The organism is Photobacterium lipolyticum, assembly GCF_003026475.1.
In the GTDB taxonomy this organism is placed as follows: domain Bacteria; phylum Pseudomonadota; class Gammaproteobacteria; order Enterobacterales; family Vibrionaceae; genus Photobacterium; species Photobacterium lipolyticum.
Genome location: NZ_PYMC01000001.1, coordinates 574,112 through 595,418, shown reverse-complemented (window position 1 = coordinate 595,418; position 21,307 = coordinate 574,112). Strand labels below are relative to the sequence as shown.

General features: G+C 47.3%; 20 protein-coding genes. All 20 read left to right on the top strand.

Annotated elements, in window-relative coordinates:
- Positions 1 to 111: 111 nt before the first annotated feature.
- Positions 112 to 507 (top strand): flagellar basal body rod protein FlgB, encoded by a 396-nt coding sequence (gene flgB / locus C9I89_RS02610; RefSeq protein WP_107281771.1) that lies wholly within the window; start codon positions 112 to 114, stop codon positions 505 to 507.
- Positions 508 to 510: 3 nt separating this feature from the next.
- Positions 511 to 927 carry a flagellar basal body rod protein FlgC gene (flgC, locus tag C9I89_RS02605; protein WP_107281770.1) on the top strand — a complete coding sequence of 139 codons (417 nt, stop codon included), beginning with the start codon at positions 511 to 513 and terminating at the stop codon, positions 925 to 927.
- A 19-nt stretch (positions 928 to 946) separates the two neighbouring features.
- Positions 947 to 1,663 (top strand): flagellar hook assembly protein FlgD, encoded by a 717-nt coding sequence (flgD, locus tag C9I89_RS02600; RefSeq protein WP_107281769.1) that lies wholly within the window; start codon positions 947 to 949, stop codon positions 1,661 to 1,663.
- A 23-nt stretch (positions 1,664 to 1,686) separates the two neighbouring features.
- Positions 1,687 to 3,072 (top strand): flagellar hook protein FlgE, encoded by a 1,386-nt coding sequence (flgE, locus tag C9I89_RS02595; protein WP_107281768.1) that lies wholly within the window; start codon positions 1,687 to 1,689, stop codon positions 3,070 to 3,072.
- A 192-nt stretch (positions 3,073 to 3,264) separates the two neighbouring features.
- The gene (gene flgF / locus C9I89_RS02590) at positions 3,265 to 4,014 is read left to right on the top strand and encodes a flagellar basal-body rod protein FlgF (protein WP_107281767.1); all 750 of its coding nucleotides are present in this window, start codon (positions 3,265 to 3,267) and stop codon (positions 4,012 to 4,014) included.
- Positions 4,015 to 4,034: 20 nt separating this feature from the next.
- Positions 4,035 to 4,823 (top strand): flagellar basal-body rod protein FlgG, encoded by a 789-nt coding sequence (gene flgG / locus C9I89_RS02585; protein ID WP_107281766.1) that lies wholly within the window; start codon positions 4,035 to 4,037, stop codon positions 4,821 to 4,823.
- Between the two features lie 17 nt (positions 4,824 to 4,840).
- Positions 4,841 to 5,611, top strand: a complete 771-nt coding sequence (gene flgH, locus C9I89_RS02580) for a flagellar basal body L-ring protein FlgH (protein ID WP_107281765.1) — start codon at positions 4,841 to 4,843, stop codon at positions 5,609 to 5,611.
- 189 nt (positions 5,612 to 5,800) lie between these two features.
- Positions 5,801 to 6,871 carry a flagellar basal body P-ring protein FlgI gene (locus C9I89_RS02575; RefSeq protein ID WP_107281764.1) on the top strand — a complete coding sequence of 357 codons (1,071 nt, stop codon included), beginning with the start codon at positions 5,801 to 5,803 and terminating at the stop codon, positions 6,869 to 6,871.
- A gap of 42 nt (positions 6,872 to 6,913) precedes the next feature.
- Positions 6,914 to 7,873 carry a flagellar assembly peptidoglycan hydrolase FlgJ gene (gene flgJ / locus C9I89_RS02570; protein ID WP_107281763.1) on the top strand — a complete coding sequence of 320 codons (960 nt, stop codon included), beginning with the start codon at positions 6,914 to 6,916 and terminating at the stop codon, positions 7,871 to 7,873.
- 292 nt (positions 7,874 to 8,165) lie between these two features.
- A complete protein-coding gene (flgK, locus tag C9I89_RS02565) occupies positions 8,166 to 10,049 on the top strand; it encodes a flagellar hook-associated protein FlgK (protein ID WP_107281762.1) in 1,884 nt (627 codons plus the stop codon).
- A gap of 15 nt (positions 10,050 to 10,064) precedes the next feature.
- On the top strand, positions 10,065 to 11,255 hold the full coding sequence (gene flgL / locus C9I89_RS02560) for a flagellar hook-associated protein FlgL (RefSeq protein ID WP_107281761.1): 1,191 nt from the start codon (positions 10,065 to 10,067) through the stop codon (positions 11,253 to 11,255).
- A gap of 299 nt (positions 11,256 to 11,554) precedes the next feature.
- Positions 11,555 to 12,700 carry a flagellin gene (locus C9I89_RS02555; protein WP_107281760.1) on the top strand — a complete coding sequence of 382 codons (1,146 nt, stop codon included), beginning with the start codon at positions 11,555 to 11,557 and terminating at the stop codon, positions 12,698 to 12,700.
- 425 nt (positions 12,701 to 13,125) lie between these two features.
- Positions 13,126 to 14,259 (top strand): flagellin, encoded by a 1,134-nt coding sequence (locus C9I89_RS02550; RefSeq protein ID WP_107281759.1) that lies wholly within the window; start codon positions 13,126 to 13,128, stop codon positions 14,257 to 14,259.
- A gap of 81 nt (positions 14,260 to 14,340) precedes the next feature.
- Positions 14,341 to 14,775: a flagellar protein FlaG gene (locus C9I89_RS02545; protein WP_107281758.1), complete on the top strand. Its 435-nt coding sequence runs from the start codon at positions 14,341 to 14,343 to the stop codon at positions 14,773 to 14,775.
- Positions 14,776 to 14,799: 24 nt separating this feature from the next.
- The gene (gene fliD / locus C9I89_RS02540) at positions 14,800 to 16,173 is read left to right on the top strand and encodes a flagellar filament capping protein FliD (RefSeq protein WP_107281757.1); all 1,374 of its coding nucleotides are present in this window, start codon (positions 14,800 to 14,802) and stop codon (positions 16,171 to 16,173) included.
- An 18-nt stretch (positions 16,174 to 16,191) separates the two neighbouring features.
- Complete coding sequence (locus C9I89_RS02535; RefSeq protein ID WP_107281756.1) at positions 16,192 to 16,476, top strand: flagellar rod protein FlaI; 285 nt, start codon at positions 16,192 to 16,194, stop codon at positions 16,474 to 16,476.
- A 15-nt stretch (positions 16,477 to 16,491) separates the two neighbouring features.
- The gene (fliS, locus tag C9I89_RS02530; RefSeq protein ID WP_107281855.1) at positions 16,492 to 16,896 is read left to right on the top strand and encodes a flagellar export chaperone FliS; all 405 of its coding nucleotides are present in this window, start codon (positions 16,492 to 16,494) and stop codon (positions 16,894 to 16,896) included.
- Positions 16,897 to 17,147: 251 nt separating this feature from the next.
- On the top strand, positions 17,148 to 18,605 hold the full coding sequence (locus C9I89_RS02525) for a sigma-54 dependent transcriptional regulator (protein ID WP_107281755.1): 1,458 nt from the start codon (positions 17,148 to 17,150) through the stop codon (positions 18,603 to 18,605).
- Between the two features lie 141 nt (positions 18,606 to 18,746).
- A complete protein-coding gene (locus C9I89_RS02520; protein WP_107281754.1) occupies positions 18,747 to 19,832 on the top strand; it encodes a sensor histidine kinase in 1,086 nt (361 codons plus the stop codon).
- A complete protein-coding gene (locus C9I89_RS02515) occupies positions 19,829 to 21,247 on the top strand; it encodes a sigma-54-dependent transcriptional regulator (protein ID WP_107281753.1) in 1,419 nt (472 codons plus the stop codon). Before C9I89_RS02520 ends, C9I89_RS02515 begins: the two co-directional genes overlap by 4 nt.
- The last annotated feature ends 60 nt before the right edge of the window (positions 21,248 to 21,307 follow it).

Here is a 21,307-nt window from a genome sequence, read left to right as displayed (position 1 = left end):
TACTCTCTACTCTCTACTCTCTACCTCGCCCCAAACCCTGACTATCCTCCTTTAAAATAAAACTTGGCACTGTAATTGCTAAACATATATCAAGTTATTTTGGAGGCAAGTATGTCCATTTCTTTTGATAAAGCGCTAGGTGTTCATCAGCATACGGTTGGCGTACGCGGTAAGCGTGCTGAAACCTTGGCGAGCAACATAGCGAATGCTAATACTCCGGGATATAAAGCAAAAGATATGGACTTTGATCGCGCATTAAAAGCGGCAACATCAGGGGCAAACATTGGCCTGAGCCGAACCGATGGGCGGCATATCTCTGCCTCTACAAAAATTATGGGTGAGCAGATGTACCGTGTTCCGACCCAGCCTGATACTGGTGATGGTAATACGGTTGATGCGCAATTAGAGCAAAATCTGTTTATGCAAAATTCGCTGGAATACCAGGCATCACTGGATTTTTTAGGTTCTAAATTCCAGAATCTGAGCAAGGCACTGAGAGGGGAGTAATCGATGAGCCTGTTTAATGTGTTTAATGTGACAGGATCTGCCATGAGCGCAGAATCAATTCGTCTGAATACCACTTCAAGTAACCTTGCTAACGCCAATAGCGTCAGTAGTTCTGCGAAAGAAACTTATAAAGCGCGTCATCCGATCTTTGCCGCGGCACTGCAAAATGCAGGTGCTCAGCGCCAGGAAAGTGTACCGGTACAGGTCAAAGGTATTGTTGAAAGCCAGAAACCACTTCGTGCGGAATATAACCCGCAACATCCAATGGCGAATGCGGAAGGTTATATTTACAAACCTAACGTCAACGTGATGGAAGAAATGGCCAACATGATTTCGGCGTCTCGTTCCTATCAGAGCAATGTTCAAGTCGCTGATGCAAGTAAGCAGATGCTGATGAGTACGCTGAAGATGGGTAAATAAGGGTTAAGGAGTCACTGTTATGACCGGTATTAAAGGCACAGGTCAAAGCAACTTGTCCTACCTTGATCAACTCAAGGGGATGCAAGAGAAAAAGCTGCAAGAATCGCAGTCAAAAGTAACGGGTCAGAACGAGCTCAAACAAGAAGATTTTCTGTCGTTACTGACCAAGCAGCTTGCCCAGCAAGATCCGTTTAAACCGGTGGGTAATGATCAGATGATCGCCCAGATGGCATCGTTTGCCACGGTAGACGGTATCACCAAGATGAATGAACAGTTTGGCAGCTTAAACTCTGCCATGACGTCAAACCAGGCACTGCAAGCGTCTTCATTGGTCGGGCGTGATGTTTTGATCCCAAGTACCACCGGTGTGAAGCAAGCTGACGGTGGTATTACCGGCATGGTTAAGTTGCCTCAAGCGCTTAATAACACGCTGGTGCGAGTTGAAAATGAACAGGGTCAGTTGATTAAATCGTTTGATCTTGGTGCCAAGCCTCCAGGCGAACATCGCCTTGAGTGGGATGGTACCGATGAAAATGGCAATCAGTTGCCGGAAGGCCGCTATAAATTGAAAGTGGCTGGTTTAGTTAACGGTAAAAACCAAGAATTTGATGTGTCTACCTACGCGAATGTCAACAGTGTGTTGCTTGGTAATGGTGACGGCAATGTCATGCTTAACCTCGCGGGCTTTGACTCGCCATTTAAACTTGCTGAAGTGTTAGAAGTTGGCAAGGTCTAAACAGGTATTAGGAGATTCAGAACATGGGATTTAATATTTCATTGAGCGGTATTGGTGCATCACAGAAAGATCTGAACACCACGAGTAACAACATTGCTAACTCCAATACCTACGGATTTAAAGAATCGCGTGCTGAATTTGGCGACGTGTACTCTAGCTCAATTTTTTCAAATGCCAAGACCACGACCGGTGGTGGTGTACAGACTTCTGTTGTTGCGCAGCAGTTCCATGAGGGTTCGAGTATCTACACTAACAATCCGATGGATCTCCGTATCTCTGGTAGCGGTTTCTTTGCGGTGGCTGATGACAAGCTGCAACCTCAGAATAACAGCCTGACACGTAATGGTGCTTTTCACCTGAATAAAGAGAACCAGATCGTCAACTCCGAAGGTCAATACTTGTTGGGTTACGGCGTCGATCAGGAAACGGATCAGGTGATGTCTTACGAATCACAGGCGCTGAAGGTACCGGATCAGTTTGGTCAGCCTCGAGCTTCTAAAAACATCGATATTGGTGTTAATTTACCTGCAGCAGGTGAAGCAAAAGATGCACAGAAATTTGATTTTAACGATTCAGATACCTATAACAAATCAACATCTGTGACAATGTATGATTCACTCGGTCAGCCATATAAAATGACGACCTATTACGTTAAAGATGCGGGTTCTACGCCAGAGGGAGCAGAGGGAGCAACGAATAGTGTTCCAAATCGCTGGGCTGCTTTCTATACAGTAACGGATGCCACCGGTGAAAAACCAGTTAGTGTTAATACCACACCAGAAGGTGATGGTGAAGTAGCAACAGGCGCAGCAAATGCACCTGATAGTAGTGGTCATATTGGTACCTATATTGAGTTTAATACCGATGGGTCTGTGAAGTCGGTTAATAATGGCCAGAAAATCGTGACCCAGAGCTTGGGGAAAGGTGAAGGCGGTGCTGGGCTCGAACTGAATGGTGCGGATGATACCCAGACCTTAAATATCAATTTTGATGAACCAACCCAGTATGCAGCCCCGTTTGAAATGCGTCGTTTCAGCGAAGATGGTGCGACCACAGGTTATCTGGCCAAGGTGGATATCGATTCTAAAGGCTCTATCGTTGCCACCTACAGTAACGGTGAAAACGTGACTTTGGGCCGAGTGGGTATGGTACGCGTTCCTAACGAGCAGGGGCTGGTATCTAAAGGCGGAACGCAGTGGGTAACAAGCCAGGATTCTGGTTCGGCTATCTGGGGTGAAGCCAGCCAGGGCGCGTTCGGTGCCGTTAAAAGTGGTACGCTGGAACAGTCTAATATCGATATGACTCAGGAGCTGGTTGATCTTATTACCGCTCAGCGTAACTTCCAGGCCAACTCCCGAGCCCTAGAGGTGGATAACCAGCTACAACAGACTATCCTGCAAATCCGATAAACTGGCCTTCGCACCATAAAACAGCTTGCCGCCTGGCCATAAGGCGGCAAATTTTGTTCCTATCCGTCATAAAATTGTCTTTTCAGACTTCCTCCTCACGTCCATGCATTTTCAATATATTGATTAATATGAAGTTTACATCAGTGGCACACTTATTGCTTAATCCCATGAGGTTGAGATGGGAGAGTCATAATGGATCGTGCGCTGTATTTAGCCATGAGTGGTGCCAAGCAAGACATGTATGGTATGCAGTTACATGCCAACAATCTTGCCAACGTGAGAACAACGGGGTTTCGAGCTGATCTGGAGCAAGCGCGTAGTATGCAGGCATACGGCGAAGGTTTGCCATCTCGGGTTTTTGCGATGACAGAGCGTCCCGGGCAAGATTTTTCACAAGGTTCCGTTATGACAACCGGGCGCGACCTTGATGTCACCGTTGAAGGTGATGGTTGGCTTGCGGTATTAGATGCCTCTGGCCAGGAAGCCTATACCCGTGCTGGCCACTTGAAAATAGACCAAACCGGGATGCTGCAAAACAGCAACGGCAATCTGATGCTGGGTGAAAATGGCGGTCCGATCTTTATCCCTCTCCCAATCAGCAAAATTGAAGTCGGCAACGATGGTACGATTTCGGTATTACCCCAAGGGGCGCCACCGGAAGCGATGGAAGTCGTCGATCGGTTGAAGTTAGTACGCCCGGATAATCGTGAGTTGTATAAAGACGTCAATGGCCTGTTCAAATCGAAAACACCGGCTCAGGTATTTGATGCTGACGCAGGTGTCACCTTACTGAAAGGGGCGTTGGAAGGCAGCAATGTCAATGCGGTGGGGGAAATGACCAGTATGATTGATCTTCAGCGTCATTTTGAAATGCAAGTCAAGATAATGAAAACTGCAGAAGAAATGGACCAGGCGTCTTCTTCCCTGCTGCGTTTAGGCTAATCCGATAAAAGGAAACAAATATGCATCCAGCTTTGTGGGTAAGTAAAACCGGTCTTGACGCCCAGCAAACCAATATCTCGACCATTTCAAATAACCTGGCGAATGCCTCGACCGTGGGCTTTAAGAAAAGCCGTGCGGTATTTGAAGATCTGTTTTACCAGAATATTAATCAGCCTGGTGGTCAATCATCGCAGGATACCCAATTACCCACAGGCCTGATGCTGGGGGCGGGTTCGAAAGTAGTGGCAACACAAAAGGTCTTTACCCAGGGTAATACCCAAACGACCAATAACGCCATGGATATGATGATTGAAGGCGATGGCTTCTTTCAGATCCTTTTACCAGACGGCAACATGGGTTATACCCGTAATGGTCAGTTCACCGTCAATGGCGAAGGTCAGCTGGTAACAACAGGCTCCGGTTACGTGCTGCAACCTGAAATTGTTGTGCCTGAGGATGCAGTGGGCATCACTGTCGGTAATGATGGTGAAGTGTCAGCTCGAATTCGTGGTCAGCAGGAAAATCAGGTATTAGGACAAATCACTACGGTTGATTTCATTAATCCTGGTGGCCTTGAACCAATTGGTCAGAACCTGTTCTTGCCAACAGGTGCAAGTGGTGATGCCCAAGAGGGTGTTCCGGGTCTTGATGGAATGGGGGCGATCCGTCAGTCGATGCTGGAAACGTCAAACGTGAATGTAACCGAAGAGCTGGTTAACATGATTGAAGCGCAGCGGGTCTATGAAATGAACTCGAAAGTTATTTCTACCGTTGATCAGATGCTGAGCTATGTGAACCAGCAGCTGTAACTGGGAGCTAAATTAATATGAAAAAATTAATCGTATGCCTGGCGATCATGCTTTCCGGTTGTGAAATTATGCAGCAGGTCCCGGAAGAGTCCGATGTTGCCCAAGCGACAACATCGGTTGATGCCGTGGAAGGTTCAACCAACCAAGGTCCGGATTTGATTGATATGCTGCGTCGTCGTGAAGATCCGCAGGCAGGCGATCCGGCTTGGAATACGGTTCGACCACAACCTAAGCCTGAGCACTATGCAACGGCAACAGGTTCATTGTTTAGCCTGACACAGGCACAAGATCTGTATGATGATACGAAGCCTCGCGGTATTGGTGATATCGTCACGGTATTGTTAGAAGAGAAAACCCAGGCTAAAAAGAGTGCCAGTGCCGATCTTGATAAATCAACGGATTTATCGATGGATCCTCTGGTTTTAGGTGGTAAGCCATTGACGATAGGCGATCGCGATCTCTCTTATGAAGTGGCGAACGCCAATAAGTTTGCCGGTAGTACCTCTGCCGATCAAAGCAACAGTATTAAGGGTTCAATTTCGGTTGAAGTGATTGATGTACTGGCGAATGGCAACCTGATGGTTCGAGGCGAGAAGTGGTTAACCCTCAATACGGGTGATGAATATATCCGAGTCAGTGGCACGATCCGTCCGGATGATATCAGCCAGGAAAATACCATTGCCTCGACCCGTATTTCAAATGCCCGTATTCAGTATTCAGGCACCGGTGACAGGCAAGATACCCAAGAGCAGGGATGGTTGGCGCGCTTTTTTAACGTCAGCCTCTAGCAGCAATTCCACTCATTGCTATTTCGCTCAATATCAGCATCGAAAGTGCTCATTTATAATAATAAACTGCGCGCTTTCTCTTTGCTCTTGAACGAACTCGCTGCGAGTGAAATCGCTACAAGGTTATTTAAATTTTAATTATTCGATAGTGAATTGCGGAGCGCTGAAGTGAAATTACGTACTTTTTGCATGAGTCTGATGCTGATGTTGGCATTGCCACTGCAAGCTGCACGCATTAAAGATGTGTCAGAAGTCGCCGGGGTACGTAGTAACCAATTGGTGGGGTACGGTCTGGTTGTCGGTCTGCCGGGAACGGGTGAAACGACTCCCTTTACTGATCAGAGTTTTAACGCGATGCTGCAAAATTTTGGTATTCAGTTACCTGCTGGTACTAAGCCAAAAACCAAAAATGTCGCTGCGGTAGCCGTCAATGCCTCACTGCCGCCTTTTACCAAGCAAGGCCAGTCTATTGATATTACGGTGTCATCAATCGGTTCTGCCAAGAGCTTACGTGGCGGTACCTTACTGCAAACCTTCCTTAAAGGTCTGGATGGTAAAGTGTATGCGGTGGCACAGGGTAGTTTGGTGGTTGGTGGTTTCAGTGCAACTGGGGCCGATGGTTCGAAAGTCGTGGGTAATATACCGACGGTAGGACGAATTTCTAATGGTGCAATTGTCGAACAGGAAGTTCCGAACCCATTTGGTCGTGGTGACTTTCTTACCTTCAACCTGTTCGAATCAGATTTTACAACGGCGCAGCGCATGTCTGATGCCATCAATCAGTTTTTAGGCCCGCAAATGGCGGCCGCAGTGGATGCGACATCGGTACGCGTTCGTGCCCCTCGTGATGTCAGCCAGCGTGTTGCTTTCTTATCAACGATTGAAAATATCGAGTTCAACCCTGCTGATGGCGCTGCCAAAATTATTGTTAACTCACGTACTGGTACCATTGTGGTTGGCCAGCACGTGAAACTGAAACCGGCCGCAATTACCCATGGCGGTATGACCGTTTCGATAAAAGAAAACTATCAGGCTAGTCAGCCAAATGCCTTTTCCGGCGGCGAAACCGTTATCGTGCCTAATTCTGATATTGAAGTGACAGAAGAAGATTCACGTATGTTTAAGTTTGAACCGGGCGTCACTTTAGACGAGTTGGTGCGTGCTGTGAATCAGGTTGGTGCTGCCCCTTCAGATTTAATGGCTATCTTGCAGGCATTAAAGCAGGCGGGAGCCATTGAAGGTCAACTCATTATTATTTAAGAGCAGGCCCAAAGCCTATTACTCAGGACTGAAATTAAATCAATGAAAAATATCGACACTGGCTTTGTCCATGACATCTCGAATTTAGAAAGGTTACGAGCAGGCATTAACGGGGACGAGGCTGGCTCATTACGTGCTGCTGCCGAGCAGTTTGAGTCGATTTTTACTCAGATGTTATTTAAGTCGATGCGTCAGGCCAACGAAGCGTTTGAATCTGATTTGATGAGTAGCCAGAACACGAAATTCTTTGAGCAAATGCATGATGAGCAGATGGCCAGTGAATTAAGTTCTACGGGATCACTGGGGTTAGCCGATATGATTGTTGCGCAACTGGGCGGTGAAGACGCTCAGGAGCCAGATCAAGTGCTCCGTAATGCGGTGCATGATGCGCCACTTCGTTTGCCTGTCGATGGACAGGGTAAAAAGCCGGATCAGGCGATGGTAGATAAAGCGGCGGATGATGCATTCAAAGCGATGCAGGCCAGCAGCTTGAACATGGCTCAACCGCCAATGCTAGCACCAAAGATGCAACAAACTTTCGAGACACCACAAGATTTTGTCACCAAAATGCGCCCGTATGCCGAAAAAGCGGCCCGTGCGATAGGGACCGATCCTTCCGTGCTCATTGCTCAGGCAGCCCTTGAAACTGGCTGGGGGAAGAAAGTCATTAAAAATGCGGCAGGATCCAGTAATAACCTGTTTAATATCAAAGCTGACCCTCGCTGGTCAGGCAGCAAAGTGGCGACCAATACCCTAGAATTCCACCAGGGTATAGCAGTGCAAGAAAAAGCGGCGTTCCGCTCCTATGATAATTATCAGGACAGCTTCAATGATTACGTTCGTTTTCTGAACGATAACCCGCGTTATTCGAAAGCGTTAGAACAACCAGCCGAACCCACCCATTTTATTCGGAACTTGCACCAGGCCGGTTACGCGACCGATCCCAACTACTCCGACAAAGTTATCAATGTCATGAATACAGTAAAATCATTGATGGAGTAAAGAACAGGGGCGAGATTCTGGTTTCGAGTTCCTGGAGAAGAGCGGACCACTGGACCACAGAATCCTCAATTAGCTCGCTACTCGGTTTCTGCTCTTCCTCTGAACGTTATTCTAGCTACTCGTTACTGCTTTTCTTCGGCAACCCTTTGCCTTAGTTCAATAAATAATCACCACCACTAAATTAAATTATATGAAAATCAACTGGTTAAATGTTTTTTATCTTTGGAATGATTTTTGCATAACAAAAGGGTAATTGTTTGATTTACTAAACCTTGTACTAACGGGAGGCGTTATGGCGTTTGATCTGCTCAGTTTGGGCTCTCAAGGTGTGCTTACTGCACAGCGGCAGCTCAATATGACCAGCCATAACATCAACAACGTTAATACCGAAGGGTATAGCCGCCAGTCAGTGGTTCAGGAAACCAATAACCCCACATGGTGGGGCGGCAGTCAGTACGGTACCGGTGTGCACGCGGCAGAAGTTCGCCGCGGTTACGATCAATTTGCCACCAATGAGCTTAACCTGACAACGACAAACTTAAGTTATGCGACAGAGCGGGAAGGGCAGTTAGGCCGTTTAGACAATATGCTGGCAAACAGCGCCAAAAAAATCCCTGAAGACATGAACCAATGGTACGACGCGGTAAAAGCCTTGTCTGACAGCCCTAATGATATGGGATCGCGCAAAGTTGTGCTTGAAAAGGCGAAATTGGTTGCCGCCGGGCTTAACGATAACCACACAATATTGGCACAGCAAAAAACGGTCGCTAATGATGTCTTGGCGCGTACTCTGGATCGCGTCAATGATATCGGAAAAGAACTGGTTGATATCCATAAAGCGTTAGTGAAAACTCCCGCTTCAGGCGCTGATAATGACTTGATGGATCGCCATCAAAACCTGGTTAATGAATTGTCGCAATACACTAAAGTAACCGTTACCCGCAAAAACGATGAAGTCTTCAATATTATGATTGGTAGCGGCCATACGCTGGTATCGGGTGTTGAGTCCAGCGAGCTGCGTATGGTCAGCGGCAAGCCGGATCCACAGCAAACACAGCTGGCTATGGTGGAAGGTAAGTCGTTAAAAACCATCCGAAATGATGATATCGGCGGCAAGCTGGCGGCACTGTTTCAGTATCGCGATGAAACATTGTCACACGGTATGGATGAGATGGGACGCATTGCCATCGGCTTCGCTCATTCCGTCAATGAACTGCAATCGCAAGGTCTGGATCTCAATGGCCAGGTTGGTGCCAATCTGTTTCATGATGTCAATGACCCCGGCTCTGCAGCTGCCCGAGCAAGAATACCGACCGGCTCAAGTGCCGATTTAAAAGTCTATATCGAAGATATTAATGCCTTAAAAATCGGTGAATACAATTTAACCTTTGATGGCAGCCAACACACGCTGATTTCACCTGACGGTCACCGCCAGACCGTGATTCCTAGCGGTACGCCACCGACTTTCTCGATGGATGGTTTCCGGGTAGAGATGGATGCACCGATAGGGGCTGGCGAGCATATTGCGTTACGCCCGACCCGAAATGCGGCGGGTGAAATACGGGTGACTCTAGGCGATCCTGCACAGCTTGCGGCCCAGAGTTATTTAAGCTCTGCCACCAAAGTGAATGGAAGTGCTGATCTTGGTATTACGGCAGCAGGTACGCTGAATGAGTTTCAGGTTGCGGTGTCTCCGGATGGCAGCCAATTTGCCGTATTAGATATGAAAGGCAACATTTTGCAGGCCCCGCAAGCTTATCCGCCGGCCACAGAAGTGAACGTGGGAGGGACCCGATTCACCTTAACCGGAGGTGCAATGGGGGGCGATCTCTTTGCGGTTAACCTGAATTCTGCCTCTGGTGATAACGGTAACCTGATAAAAATGCAGGATTTACAGTCGCAAAAACTAATGGATAACGGCCGTTCGACAGTGATTGATGTGTATGAAGGGCTTAATACCGAGATAGGGGTGCAAAAGGCCTCAGCGGCACGCCTGAAGGAAGTCGGATTAGTTGAAAAAGATGCGGCTGAAAGCCGGGTTGCAGAAATTTCAGGGGTAAACATGGATGAAGAAGCGGCCAATATGATGAAGTTCCAACAAGCCTATATGGCATCGTCACGTATCATGACGGTAGCCAATGAAACCTTCGAAACCCTGCTCAATGCGTCACGATAAGGAGTTACATAAGTTATGATCAGCCGTGTTGCCAGCTTCCATAATTATCGCTCTGTGTCCAACGATATGAATCGTCAGCAAGTGAGGGTTCAGGAAAACCACCAGCAATTAGCATCGGGAAAACGTCTGCTGACGGCAGGTGATGATCCGGTGTCATCCATCTATATCCAGAACTTCGATCAACAGAACACCCAGATCGATCAGTCGATAAAAAGTATTACTATGGCGCGAAATCGCCTCAACAATGAAGAAACCGCTGTTGCTGAAGTTGAAAATCTGCTGGATGAGGCAAAGCGTAAATCCATGATGATGGTCAATGGTTCATTGTCTGGTGATGACCGTATCGCGCACAAACAGGATATGCAGGGTCTGTACGATTCATTTATGAATCTGGTCAACAGCAAAGATGAGTCAGGTAATTTTGTTTTTGCCGGCACCCAATACAGCCAGCAGCCATTTTTCCGTGATAGCAGTGGCAATGTGACCTATGTTGGTGATAGTTATCAGCGAATGGCAAAAGTGGCCCCCTCGGTGGATGTTCCAGTGAATGATGCCGGTGATAAACTCTTTATGGAAGTTGCCAACCCCTATGGCGACTATCAGGCGGATTATGATCTGCAGAGCGGTTCATTGTTGCTATTATCACAGGCCCGTAATAGCAATGATACTGATCAGTCAGAATATCGGGTGGAGTTTTCAGCGTCCGGCTCCGGGACGTCATACGAACTTTTTCAAAATGGCACGCTAGTTAATAGCGCTCCTTTTGATCCGCAAACCGGAATCCAGTGGGGAACACTCCAAATTGACCTGGAAGGCGAAATTAAAGACGGTGATAGCCTGGCATTGAATCGCCAGGAGCATGTCAGTGTTTTCGATGCCTTTAAGCGGGGGATTGAGCTAGCGGATAAAGATGTGTCTGATGCCTCATCCAGCGCAGAATTGCATCAGGTCGCAGAAGAGCTGTCACAAGCGTTCAAGCATATAAACCGAACCCGCTCTGAGGTGGGTACTCGCCTGCAGACCTTAGATCGTCAGGAAGATATGCACCAAGATTTTAAAATCGTAATGAGCCAGGCTCGCGGCACCCTGGAAGATCTAGATTATGCCAGTGCCGTCATTGAGCTAAATGAAAACATGATGGCACTGCAGGCATCGCAGCAAGCCTTTGCCAAAACAAAAGATTTGAACCTGTTTAATTATATTTAATTTTGAAGCGGTTTGAGTATAGAAAATGAAAAGCCTTTGCTGATGCAAAGGCTTTTCATTTTCCAAACACTGCCATTCAACAGGCATTTTGTTGCCGCCTTTTGTATTGATATTGCCTTCAAAACTATAACTTGTTGTTATTTAAGGGTTTAAATGTTGGCACGTTGTTTGCTTTGTTTGGGCTGGTGGCAAATTAATTGCCAATAAATAAATTATAGCTGGCCCCGCTTCACTGTCTTTTGAACTGTTCGTTGCGGGTAGGCTGTTTCGCTTGAAAGCGAAAGTCAAAGGAGAGCAAAATGGGTGTAACAGTAAACACCAACGTGTCTGCCATGACTGCGCAGCGTTACCTGAATAAAGCATCTGGTGAGCTTAGCCAATCGATGGAGCGTCTATCCACGGGTAGCAAAATCAACAGTGCAAAAGATGATGCTGCGGGTCTGCAGATTTCCAACCGTTTAGTGGCACAAACCCGTGGTCTTAATGTCGCCATACGCAACGCCAATGACGGTATTTCGATTGCCCAGACGGCAGAAGGTGCCTTGCAAGAATCCACCAGTATTCTGCAGCGTATGCGAGATCTGTCACTCCAGTCTTCCAACGGCGCCAACTCAAATGAGGATCGCGAGGCAATTCAGCAAGAAGTGTCTGCGTTGCAGGACGAGCTCAATCGTATTGCCGAAACGACCGCGTTTGGTGGCCGAAAACTGTTGAACGGTGAGTTTGGCGAAGCGGCATTCCAGATCGGTGCGGATTCCGGTGAAGCGATCATCATGGGTTTGACCAGCGTACGTGCCGATGACTCGCGCATGGGGGGCGATATCATCAAGGCCAAAGGAATGGCGGATGCTGACTGGAAAGCGGCTGCAGGTGATAAACTAGTCATTAATGTTGCGGGCTCAGCAGATCCTGTCTCAGTCAACATGATTGAAGGCGATGATATTGAAGAAGTGGCGACGCGGATTAACGGTCAGCAAACCGCCGTTGTCGCCTCTGTCAGCGAAAAAGGCGAGCTTCAGCTATTCTCCGAAAACGGGGCCGTCACCATTGATGGCACAACAAAGCTCGCGCAAGGAAAAGATACGGCTGGCGGAAGTGTAGATCTGTTCGGTGGTTCAGCCAGTGAGTCAGTCACGGTACAAAACGTTGATGTAGGCACGGTTGGCGGTGCTCAGGAGGCTGTAGGTACGATTGATGCAGCACTGAAGTATATCGACTCTCAGCGTGCAGACTTGGGTGCTAAACAGAACCGTTTGGGCCATACCATCAACAACCTGGCCAATACTGCCGAAAATGTATCGGTATCGAACAGCCGTATCCGTGATACGGATTTTGCCAAGGAATCGACGCAAATGGCTAAGAACCAGATCTTGCAACAGGCAAGTACCTCGATCCTGGCTCAGGCCAAGCAAGTGCCACAGGCAGCACTGACGCTGCTGCAATAATTTTCCAGTTTAGAAATAATCAAAACGGCAAGGGGGCAACCTCTTGCCGTTTTTTGTTGTCTGGAGAAAAGTTTTTCTAGTTTTCTAGTTTTCTAGTTTTCTAGGTTCTAGGAAAGGCGGGAAGAGCGGTCCTATGGCCCTGAGGTTCTATGGGAGTTAGGGACGAGTATTGAGTTTCGAGTATCTAGGAAGAGCAAACAGCTTGATATGGGGAAGTGATTTTTGAAGTCTGTCCCCAGAACCTATTTTGTTCATTATCGGGTTGATTTTTATTAACTTGGTCACACTTCTTGCGGTTTTTGAAATTATCTAAAAAAAAACTTAAAGGTTTTCCTGAGCATGCCGTTACAACTCATGTACTAAGAATAACAAGGTTTTTCCGGCTGGGCTGGTCAAGCCATTTTGAATACTTAAGGAGATACATTATGGCAGTTACAGTAAACACTAACGTTTCTGCAATGACCGCTCAGCGTTACTTAGGCCAGGCGACTGAAGCTTCAGGTAAATCAATGGAGCGTCTTGCGACAGGTAGCAAAATCAACAGCGCGAAAGATGATGCGGCTGGTCTGCAAATCTCTAACCGCTTGATGACCCAGAGCCGTGGTCTGGATGTGGCGGTACGTAACGCCAATGACGGTATCTCTATGGCACAGACCGCAGAAGGTTCAATGCAGGAAACGACTAACATCTTGCAACGCATGCGTGACTTGTCACTACAATCTGCTAACGGTTCAAACTCTAAAGATGACCGTGTTGCTATCCAAGAAGAAGTGACGGCACTGAAAGATGAGATCAACCGTATCGCCGAAACTACCTCTTTTGGTGGTACTAAGCTGATGAACGGTACGTTTGGCAGTCGCTCAATTCAGGTCGGTGCCGATTCCGGTGAAGCAGTACAGCTTACTTTAACCGATACTCGTGCCGATGCGATGAGTAGTACGGCTACTGCGGGTACTGCAAAAGTTGGTTCTGATTGGGAAGTTGGTAAGGCTGCGGATGGTACGGCTGAAGCCGGTGCGCAAGATCTGGTGATTAATGGTACAGACGTTAACGTTAAATCTGGCGATGATATTGAAGAGCTGGCAACAAAAATTAACGGTGCTGTTGATAATGTAAACGCTTCTGTTGCTAAGAATGATGATGGTTCTCTTTCATTACAGTTAGTGTCTGATTCTGGACAGGAAATCACTGCATCAGGTACTTTGCAGGCAACACTAGGTTTAGCAGCTACAAGTGCAGATACTACTTCTGTTCAAGACATTGACGTAACAAGTGTTGGTGGTTCACAGCAAGCGGTAGCCGTGCTTGATAACGCCCTGAAGCAAATCGATTCAGATCGTGCAAGCCTTGGTGCATCTCAGAACCGTCTGAACCACACCATCAACAACTTAGATAACGTTAATGAAAACGTTTCTGCCTCTAACAGCCGTATTCGTGATACTGATTTCGCGAAAGAAACAACGAATATGACCAAGAACCAGATCCTTTCTCAGGCTGCGACGTCAATTCTTGCGCAGGCAAAACAAGCGCCACAAGCTGCACTAAGCCTACTAGGTTAATTCCACTAAAAAACGGCAAGGGATTTCCCTTGCCGTTTTCTGCTATATGCAGCTTTCAGAAAAGTAAGAAGGTGAATGATTATGGATATGAAACCCGTATCGACTTCATCTCAGCCCTCACCGATATCAAGAAATGGCACAAATGTTGCTAGTATTTCAGGCGATTCACAGGGCTTGCCATCAGTACCAAACACCGTTAATCCTGCGAGTATTGATCACAGTAGTGATAAGGGTAAAACGGACGTACGTCGGATAGAGCAATCTGCTGAGCTGGAAAAGCGCAGTGAGGTCCAACGCGAACAGCTTGAGAAAATGGTTGAAAAAATCGAAGAGTTTGTCGGCACGCTGAACAAAGGGCTGGCATTTCGTATCGATGAAGAATCTGGTCGCGATGTTGTCACTATCTATGAAAAGCGAAGTGGCAATGTGGTCAGGCAGATCCCTGATGAAGATATGTTAGAACTCTCCCGGCAGCTGGCATCGCATTCCGGGGGGCTGGTAACGACGAAAGTGTAACTCTGGCATCATTTGAGGTAGTCAATGAACATAGGCGCAGCGGCCACCGCTTCAGGTCTTGATATTAACAATATGGTTAATAAGATCGTTGAATCTGAACGGGCTCCAAAAGAAGCGCGTATTAATCAGCAGCGAGATCAGGTTGATGTCAGTCTCAGTGCCTACGGGCGACTGAAAGGTTCGTTAGATACCATGAAAAACCTGATGTCAGATTTTCGTCGTAATGATGCATTATCTGCGCGAATGGCGAGCTCTGACGACACTGATGTTTTAACCGCCACCGCCTCACCCGAAGCCATTCCCGGTAAATATACGGTTAACGTTCAACAACTCGCCCAATCCCACAAAATCGTTTCAAGCTCTTTTGATGAAAAAGAGAAATTGGGAGCGGGAAAACTTGCTATCGGGCTGGCAGGTACGCAGTTTACGGTTGATATTCCGGAAGATGAGAGCAAAGTTCTTGATGTTGTTCGCCTGATCAATCGACATCCTTCTAACCCCGGAGTGATGGCATCCATCATTAAAGATGATGTCGGGGCGCGTTTAGTATTGGCGTCTGATAAATCGGGAGAGGAAAACAGCATCAAGGTTAAAGTTGATGCGCCTTCATTCAGCACGTTGCAAAAGTTTGGTTTCAACAGTAACCATGACGTTAACTCCATGACTGAGATGCAGCAGGCGAAAGATGCCCGCGTGCTGATTGATGGGTTAGCGGTCGTGACCAGCAGCGCTAATGTGATTGAAGATGCGATCAAGGGGGTTGATCTGAACCTCGCTCAGTTGACCGATGGCCTGGAAACTCCCCATGCCGTCGTAGATGTGAGTTATGATCGTAATCAGGTTGGCGGTGCCATTGAGCAGTTTGTGAATGCCTATAACCAGTTTTTTGATGTCAGCCAGGAACTCGGCAAGTTTGATCCGCAAACCCAGGAAAAAGGCCCGCTGGTGGGTGACACCATTATCCGTGCAGTGACTAACCAACTGCGAGCGGCTTTTTCGAACCCGGTCGAAGACGCGCCAGAGTCGGTTAAAACCCTGAGTGAATTGGGGATCACCACCAGTATGAACGGGCGGCTGGAGGTCGACTATGACATGCTGGACAAACAGCTGGATAAGAATTTTGCCGATGTCGGCGAATTTTTTGGTGGCCCTAAAGGTTTTGCTCGCAGGGTTGAAGATTTGATCCACTCGCATACCGGGATCACCGGCAGTATCAGAGGACGGGAAAACAGTTTAAATGATCAGGTAACGCGTTTAAATTCTGATCAAGCAAAGTTAGATCGTCGCATGGATAGTGTACAAAAGCGCACCCATGACCAATTTACGGCGATGGATTCAGCAATGGGCAAAATGCAGGGCCAGCTTGGCTCTATGATGAGCATGATGCCCCAGATGTAATGATAAAAGAGAGCCTTTATGCAACGTTTAAATCAGTTAGACAATGAACTGGAGGCGATTTTAGCTGTTGAAGGTGATGTTGCTTCTGATGAGCTGCAACAGTTACTGCAGCAGCGTGAGTCTCTTTTACAACAGTTGATGGCTGAGCCTGAACGCTTAAATAAAGATGAGTGGCAGGCTGCGGTTGAGCGGACGACGTGTTTGCTGGCGCGGATCCGTCACCACAGAGATCTGTCAGCAAGTCAACTACAACGACTACAGCACGGGCAACGCTCGATGCAGATTTATAATAAATTTCGGTAAGGTAATAAAATGGCAATGAGAGGATCGCTACAGGCTTATAAACGAGTCTCAGTAGACAGTCAGTTAACGTCGGCATCTCCTCACCGGGTGATTCAGATGTTAATGGGCGGTGCAATAGAGCGCCTTATCCAGGGTAAGGCAGCGATGCAGCAAGGTTCTATTGCTGTAAAAGGTGAGCGTTTGGGTAAAGCGCTAGATATTATCATCAGCCTACGCAGCTGCCTGTCGATGGAAGACGGCGGAGAGATTGCGGCCAACCTTGATGCATTGTACGACTTCATGATCCAGCAAATTTACCTGGCAAACCAGGAGAATAAAGCTGAATTGATTGATGATGTGATTGACATGCTACGTGAGATTAAGTCAGCGTGGGAGCAGATCCCGACGGAATATCACAGCATGACTCAGCTTGATGTGTAGTAGTTATTCTTATTGTCTATAGCCAATGAGGACAGCTAAATAACTACAGAAATATGCTGAGTAGATCCAATTTTAGCCAAAACCTGTCTTAGTTTATTTATTCCTTTGTACTGGGGTCACAGCTTTTATGCGTCCCCAGTTGCCTTCTCCTGTGCTTTTATTACAATAGCAGGCCATAACATTTGGTTGCTGTTCCTCTCGAATACGCCACAAAATAGAAAATTCTTATAAAGGCAGGCAATATCAGTCCTATGCAAGGTATAGCAAAGACCCTCGTTATTGATGACGATCTGCAGCACCGTCATGACCTCAGTGTCATTCTTAGTTTTGTTGGTGAGCAGCATGAAGCGGTATCAACCAATGAAGTAGAAAACCCACTCTGGGAAAGGGCATGGGGTGCCTGTTTACTGGGTAAAATTAGTTCAAATAAATCACTCAAGAAAATTTTGGACTACTTACGCATTCATAATCATATCCCGGTGATTGCCTTATCTGATCATGCCCGTGACTTAGCAGGGTTGCCCAACTATGTGGGTGAATTAGAGTTACCGTTAAATTACGGTCAATTAGCTGATGCATTACGCCATTGCCAGGAGTTTCTTGGTAAGCGTACCTTTCAGGTGCCTCAGATCGGGCGGAAGAATATGTTATTCCGCAGTATGGTGGGGCGCAGTGAAAGCATCAGCCAGGTACGTCACCTTATAGAACAAGTTGCGTCAACAGATGCCAGTGTTTTGATCCTTGGGGAATCCGGCACCGGTAAAGAAGTTGTCGCGCGCAATGTTCATTATCATTCTTCTCGTCGCGACGGCCCATTCGTGCCTGTTAACTGTGGTGCTATTCCGCCGGATCTGCTTGAAAGTGAATTGTTTGGCCATGAAAAAGGGGCCTTCACCGGCGCGATTGCTTCGCGTAAGGGGCGTTTTGAGCTGGCAGATGGCGGTACCTTATTTCTTGATGAGATCGGTGATATGCCGATGCCGATGCAGGTGAAATTACTGCGTGTGCTTCAGGAACGTTGTTTTGAGCGAGTGGGTGGTAATGCGACCATTAAAACCAATGTCCGCATTATTGCGGCAACACACCGTAATCTCGATGCAATGATCCACGAGAACACGTTCCGTGAAGATTTATACTATCGCTTGAATGTGTTCCCTATCGAAATGCCGGCGTTACGTGAACGTATCGAAGATACGCCACTGTTGCTGCAAGAGCTACTGGCAAGAATGGAAGCGGAAGGGGCGAAGTTAATCCACTTTACGCCGCGGGCGATTACCTCATTAATGGAACATGACTGGCCAGGCAATGTTCGCGAACTGGCGAATCTGGTTGAGCGCCTTATCATCCTGTATCCGGGTGAGATGGTCGACGTGAATCATTTGCCGATGAAATATCGCTATAGTCATCTTCCTGACTTCCAGCCAGAAGAAAATTTTCTATCAACAGAAGATCAGGAACGCGCAGCATTAGCCGATATGTTCGCCTCTTCATATGAAGAGCCGGAAGAAATGTCAGGCTTAAATGATCTGCCACCGGAAGGGGTGAACCTGAAAGAGATGCTGGCTGAACTTGAAGTGGAAATGATCTGCCAGGCACTTGAAGCTCAGATGGGAGTTGTTGCCCGTGCAGCAGATATGCTGGGTATGCGCCGAACGACTCTGGTTGAAAAAATGCGTAAGTATGGTTTAAACAAAGAAGATTTACGTTAAATTGTCACTTTTCTATGGCGGTGTCATTTTTTTGACCCCGCCAGTATTCTTTCCTCTTATTCAACATGTTGATACTATTGGTTTTAATTTGGCATGAAAAATGCTTTATAAGACATTTTGTGCGCTTTTGTTAGGTATCGCATGGGTGAAATCGAATCTCCGCTGGGAACGCTAACTCAGCAAATCAGCCGTTATAAACAAGTACTGGATGTCATGCCTGCGGGAGTGATCTTGCTTGATCCTATGGGGTGCGTGTGTGAAGCAAACCCGGAAGCCCACCGCTTGTTAGGCGGGCCGCTTGAAGGAGAGCGCTGGTTCTCTGTGATCCAGCGAGCTTTCGCTCCACAGGAGGATGATGGTCACGAAGTGTCTTTACGCAGTGGACGTAAAGTTAAATTAGCAATTTCGGCTTCTGATGCCGGTCAGCTGATTCTGATAACCGATATGACCGAAACACGTCTGCTGCAATCCCGTTTCAGTGAAATGCAGCGATTATCATCTCTGGGGAAAATGGTCGCTTCACTGGCGCATCAAGTGCGTACCCCTTTATCCAGTGCGATGCTGTATGCCTCTAATTTATCGGCTCCTAATTTGAATACGCAGACCCGGCAACGATTTCAGACAAAATTAGTTGATCGCCTGCACGACCTGGAGAAGCAAGTCAACGACATGTTGCTGTTTGCCAAAGGCGGAGATAACAAAGTGGTTAACCGCTTTGATCTCGACAGTTTTCTTAATGAGCTGGAACCTATGGTGGAAGCGCAGGTGGTGGCGAACCAGGTTGACTTCAGTATTGATTGCGATGATGAAAGTGCAATGATTTTAGGTAATGCCAATGCATTAGCCAGTGCATTAAGTAATCTAATTACCAACGCGATCCAGATGTCGGGTAAACAATGTAAAGTCGCGGTGAGTTGCACGCGGTATAACAATGATGTCTATCTGTCGGTAACAGATAACGGGCCGGGTATCGCGGCTGATATGCAAACGAAAATATTAGAACCGTTTTTTACTACTCGCCAGCAAGGGACTGGATTGGGGCTGGCTGTGGTACAGATGGTGGCAAATGCCCATAAAGGGCACCTTTTATTAGAGTCAGAACTAGGTCACGGGGCGTGTTTTACTTTAAAGATCCCCCTGGCGGAAAATCAGCCGCTACAGGCTAATACCTGTTCGGACAATGAACAACAGGCCTACAAGCCGGCAGCGCTAGGAGAATTGCGATGAATCAAAGCCGCGTATTAGTCGTAGAAGATGATGAAGGCTTGCGTGAAGCCTTGATTGATACATTAGCGTTGGCTGGCTACCAATGGTTAGAAGCAGACAGTGCAGAGCAAGCTTTACTGATATTGAAGTCTGAACCGGTTGATATTGTCGTCTCTGATGTGCAGATGGCCGGTATGGATGGTTTGGGGTTATTACGTAATATCAAACTGCACTGGCCGAAGACACCTGTTTTGTTAATGACCGCCTACGCCAACATTGAAGATGCAGTATCGGCAATGAAAGAGGGGGCGATTGATTACATGGCTAAGCCATTTGCCCCCGAAGTGCTGCTCAACATGGTGAGTCGTTATGCGCCAGTGAAGAGTGAGTCAAGTCATGCTATTGTGGCCGATGAGAAGAGTCTCAAACTACTCGCTTTAGCTGATAAGGTGGCTAAAACGGACGCCAATGTGATGGTGCTTGGCCCTAGCGGTTGCGGTAAAGAAGTAATGTCGCGCTATATCCATGATCACTCCGGCCGCAGCGAAGGCCCATTTGTTGCAATTAACTGTGCGGCGATCCCGGATAATATGCTGGAAGCCACGTTATTCGGCTATGAAAAAGGCGCATTTACCGGGGCTGTGCAAGCGTGTCCGGGAAAATTTGAGCAAGCGCAGGGTGGCACTATTTTACTGGATGAAATCAGTGAGATGGATTTAAACCTGCAAGCAAAACTGCTCCGGGTGTTACAAGAGCGCGAAGTTGAACGCTTGGGCAGTCGTAAAAGCATCAAGCTGGATATCCGTGTTCTGGCGACCAGTAACCGCGATTTAAAACAGTATGTGGCGCAAGGACATTTCCGCGAAGATCTGTATTATCGTCTGAATGTGTTTCCGTTAGTATGGCCGGCACTGACTGAGCGTAAAGGGGATATCGTACCGCTGGCACAATATTTCATTGAACGCCATTGTATGAAGCAAGGGTTACCGGTACCGGTACTGAACCAGAGTGCGCAAGTGAAATTGCAGCAATATGAGTGGCCGGGCAATGTGCGTGAGCTTGATAACGTCATTCAGCGCGCATTAATTTTATGTGACAGCCTCAGTGTTGAAAGTGGACATATTTTATTGGAAGGACTTGACTGGCTGGATGCACAAAGCCTGCAGTCCGCGGTACAATCACACACAGAGGTGCAATTGCATGCAGAAGTGCAATCGCATGTAGAGCGACGTAATATCGAACCTGCCTCGGTTGCAACGTCACGAGACGGATTAGGAAGTGAACTTCGCGAGCAGGAGTTCACTATTATTCTTGATACCATTAAAGCCTGTGAAGGCCGACGTAAAGACGTGGCTGAACAATTGGGTATCAGCCCGCGAACATTGCGCTACAAGTTAGCAAAAATGCGCGATGCCGGAATTGAGATCCCACTCTGATTAGATTAATCGTGATTTATTACGGTTTATTCATAAAACTGGCGTTAAGTTTGCAATTTA

What these genes read in the sequence shown, in the direction of transcription:
- C9I89_RS02545 (WP_107281758.1), top strand. Translation starts at nt 14,341, where the DNA reads ATGGATATGAAACCCGTATCGACTTCATCTCAGCCCTCACCGATATCA.
- C9I89_RS02555 (WP_107281760.1), top strand. Translation starts at nt 11,555, where the DNA reads ATGGGTGTAACAGTAAACACCAACGTGTCTGCCATGACTGCGCAGCGT.
- flgD (WP_107281769.1), top strand. Translation starts at nt 947, where the DNA reads ATGACCGGTATTAAAGGCACAGGTCAAAGCAACTTGTCCTACCTTGAT.
- C9I89_RS02575 (WP_107281764.1), top strand. Translation starts at nt 5,801, where the DNA reads ATGAGTCTGATGCTGATGTTGGCATTGCCACTGCAAGCTGCACGCATT.
- flgE (WP_107281768.1), top strand. Translation starts at nt 1,687, where the DNA reads ATGGGATTTAATATTTCATTGAGCGGTATTGGTGCATCACAGAAAGAT.
- C9I89_RS02520 (WP_107281754.1), top strand. Translation starts at nt 18,747, where the DNA reads ATGGGTGAAATCGAATCTCCGCTGGGAACGCTAACTCAGCAAATCAGC.
- flgJ (WP_107281763.1), top strand. Translation starts at nt 6,914, where the DNA reads ATGAAAAATATCGACACTGGCTTTGTCCATGACATCTCGAATTTAGAA.
- C9I89_RS02515 (WP_107281753.1), top strand. Translation starts at nt 19,829, where the DNA reads ATGAATCAAAGCCGCGTATTAGTCGTAGAAGATGATGAAGGCTTGCGT.
- flgK (WP_107281762.1), top strand. Translation starts at nt 8,166, where the DNA reads ATGGCGTTTGATCTGCTCAGTTTGGGCTCTCAAGGTGTGCTTACTGCA.
- flgC (WP_107281770.1), top strand. Translation starts at nt 511, where the DNA reads ATGAGCCTGTTTAATGTGTTTAATGTGACAGGATCTGCCATGAGCGCA.
- flgL (WP_107281761.1), top strand. Translation starts at nt 10,065, where the DNA reads ATGATCAGCCGTGTTGCCAGCTTCCATAATTATCGCTCTGTGTCCAAC.
- C9I89_RS02535 (WP_107281756.1), top strand. Translation starts at nt 16,192, where the DNA reads ATGCAACGTTTAAATCAGTTAGACAATGAACTGGAGGCGATTTTAGCT.
- flgB (WP_107281771.1), top strand. Translation starts at nt 112, where the DNA reads ATGTCCATTTCTTTTGATAAAGCGCTAGGTGTTCATCAGCATACGGTT.
- flgH (WP_107281765.1), top strand. Translation starts at nt 4,841, where the DNA reads ATGAAAAAATTAATCGTATGCCTGGCGATCATGCTTTCCGGTTGTGAA.
- C9I89_RS02550 (WP_107281759.1), top strand. Translation starts at nt 13,126, where the DNA reads ATGGCAGTTACAGTAAACACTAACGTTTCTGCAATGACCGCTCAGCGT.
- flgG (WP_107281766.1), top strand. Translation starts at nt 4,035, where the DNA reads ATGCATCCAGCTTTGTGGGTAAGTAAAACCGGTCTTGACGCCCAGCAA.
- fliD (WP_107281757.1), top strand. Translation starts at nt 14,800, where the DNA reads ATGAACATAGGCGCAGCGGCCACCGCTTCAGGTCTTGATATTAACAAT.
- flgF (WP_107281767.1), top strand. Translation starts at nt 3,265, where the DNA reads ATGGATCGTGCGCTGTATTTAGCCATGAGTGGTGCCAAGCAAGACATG.
- fliS (WP_107281855.1), top strand. Translation starts at nt 16,492, where the DNA reads ATGAGAGGATCGCTACAGGCTTATAAACGAGTCTCAGTAGACAGTCAG.
- C9I89_RS02525 (WP_107281755.1), top strand. Translation starts at nt 17,148, where the DNA reads ATGCAAGGTATAGCAAAGACCCTCGTTATTGATGACGATCTGCAGCAC.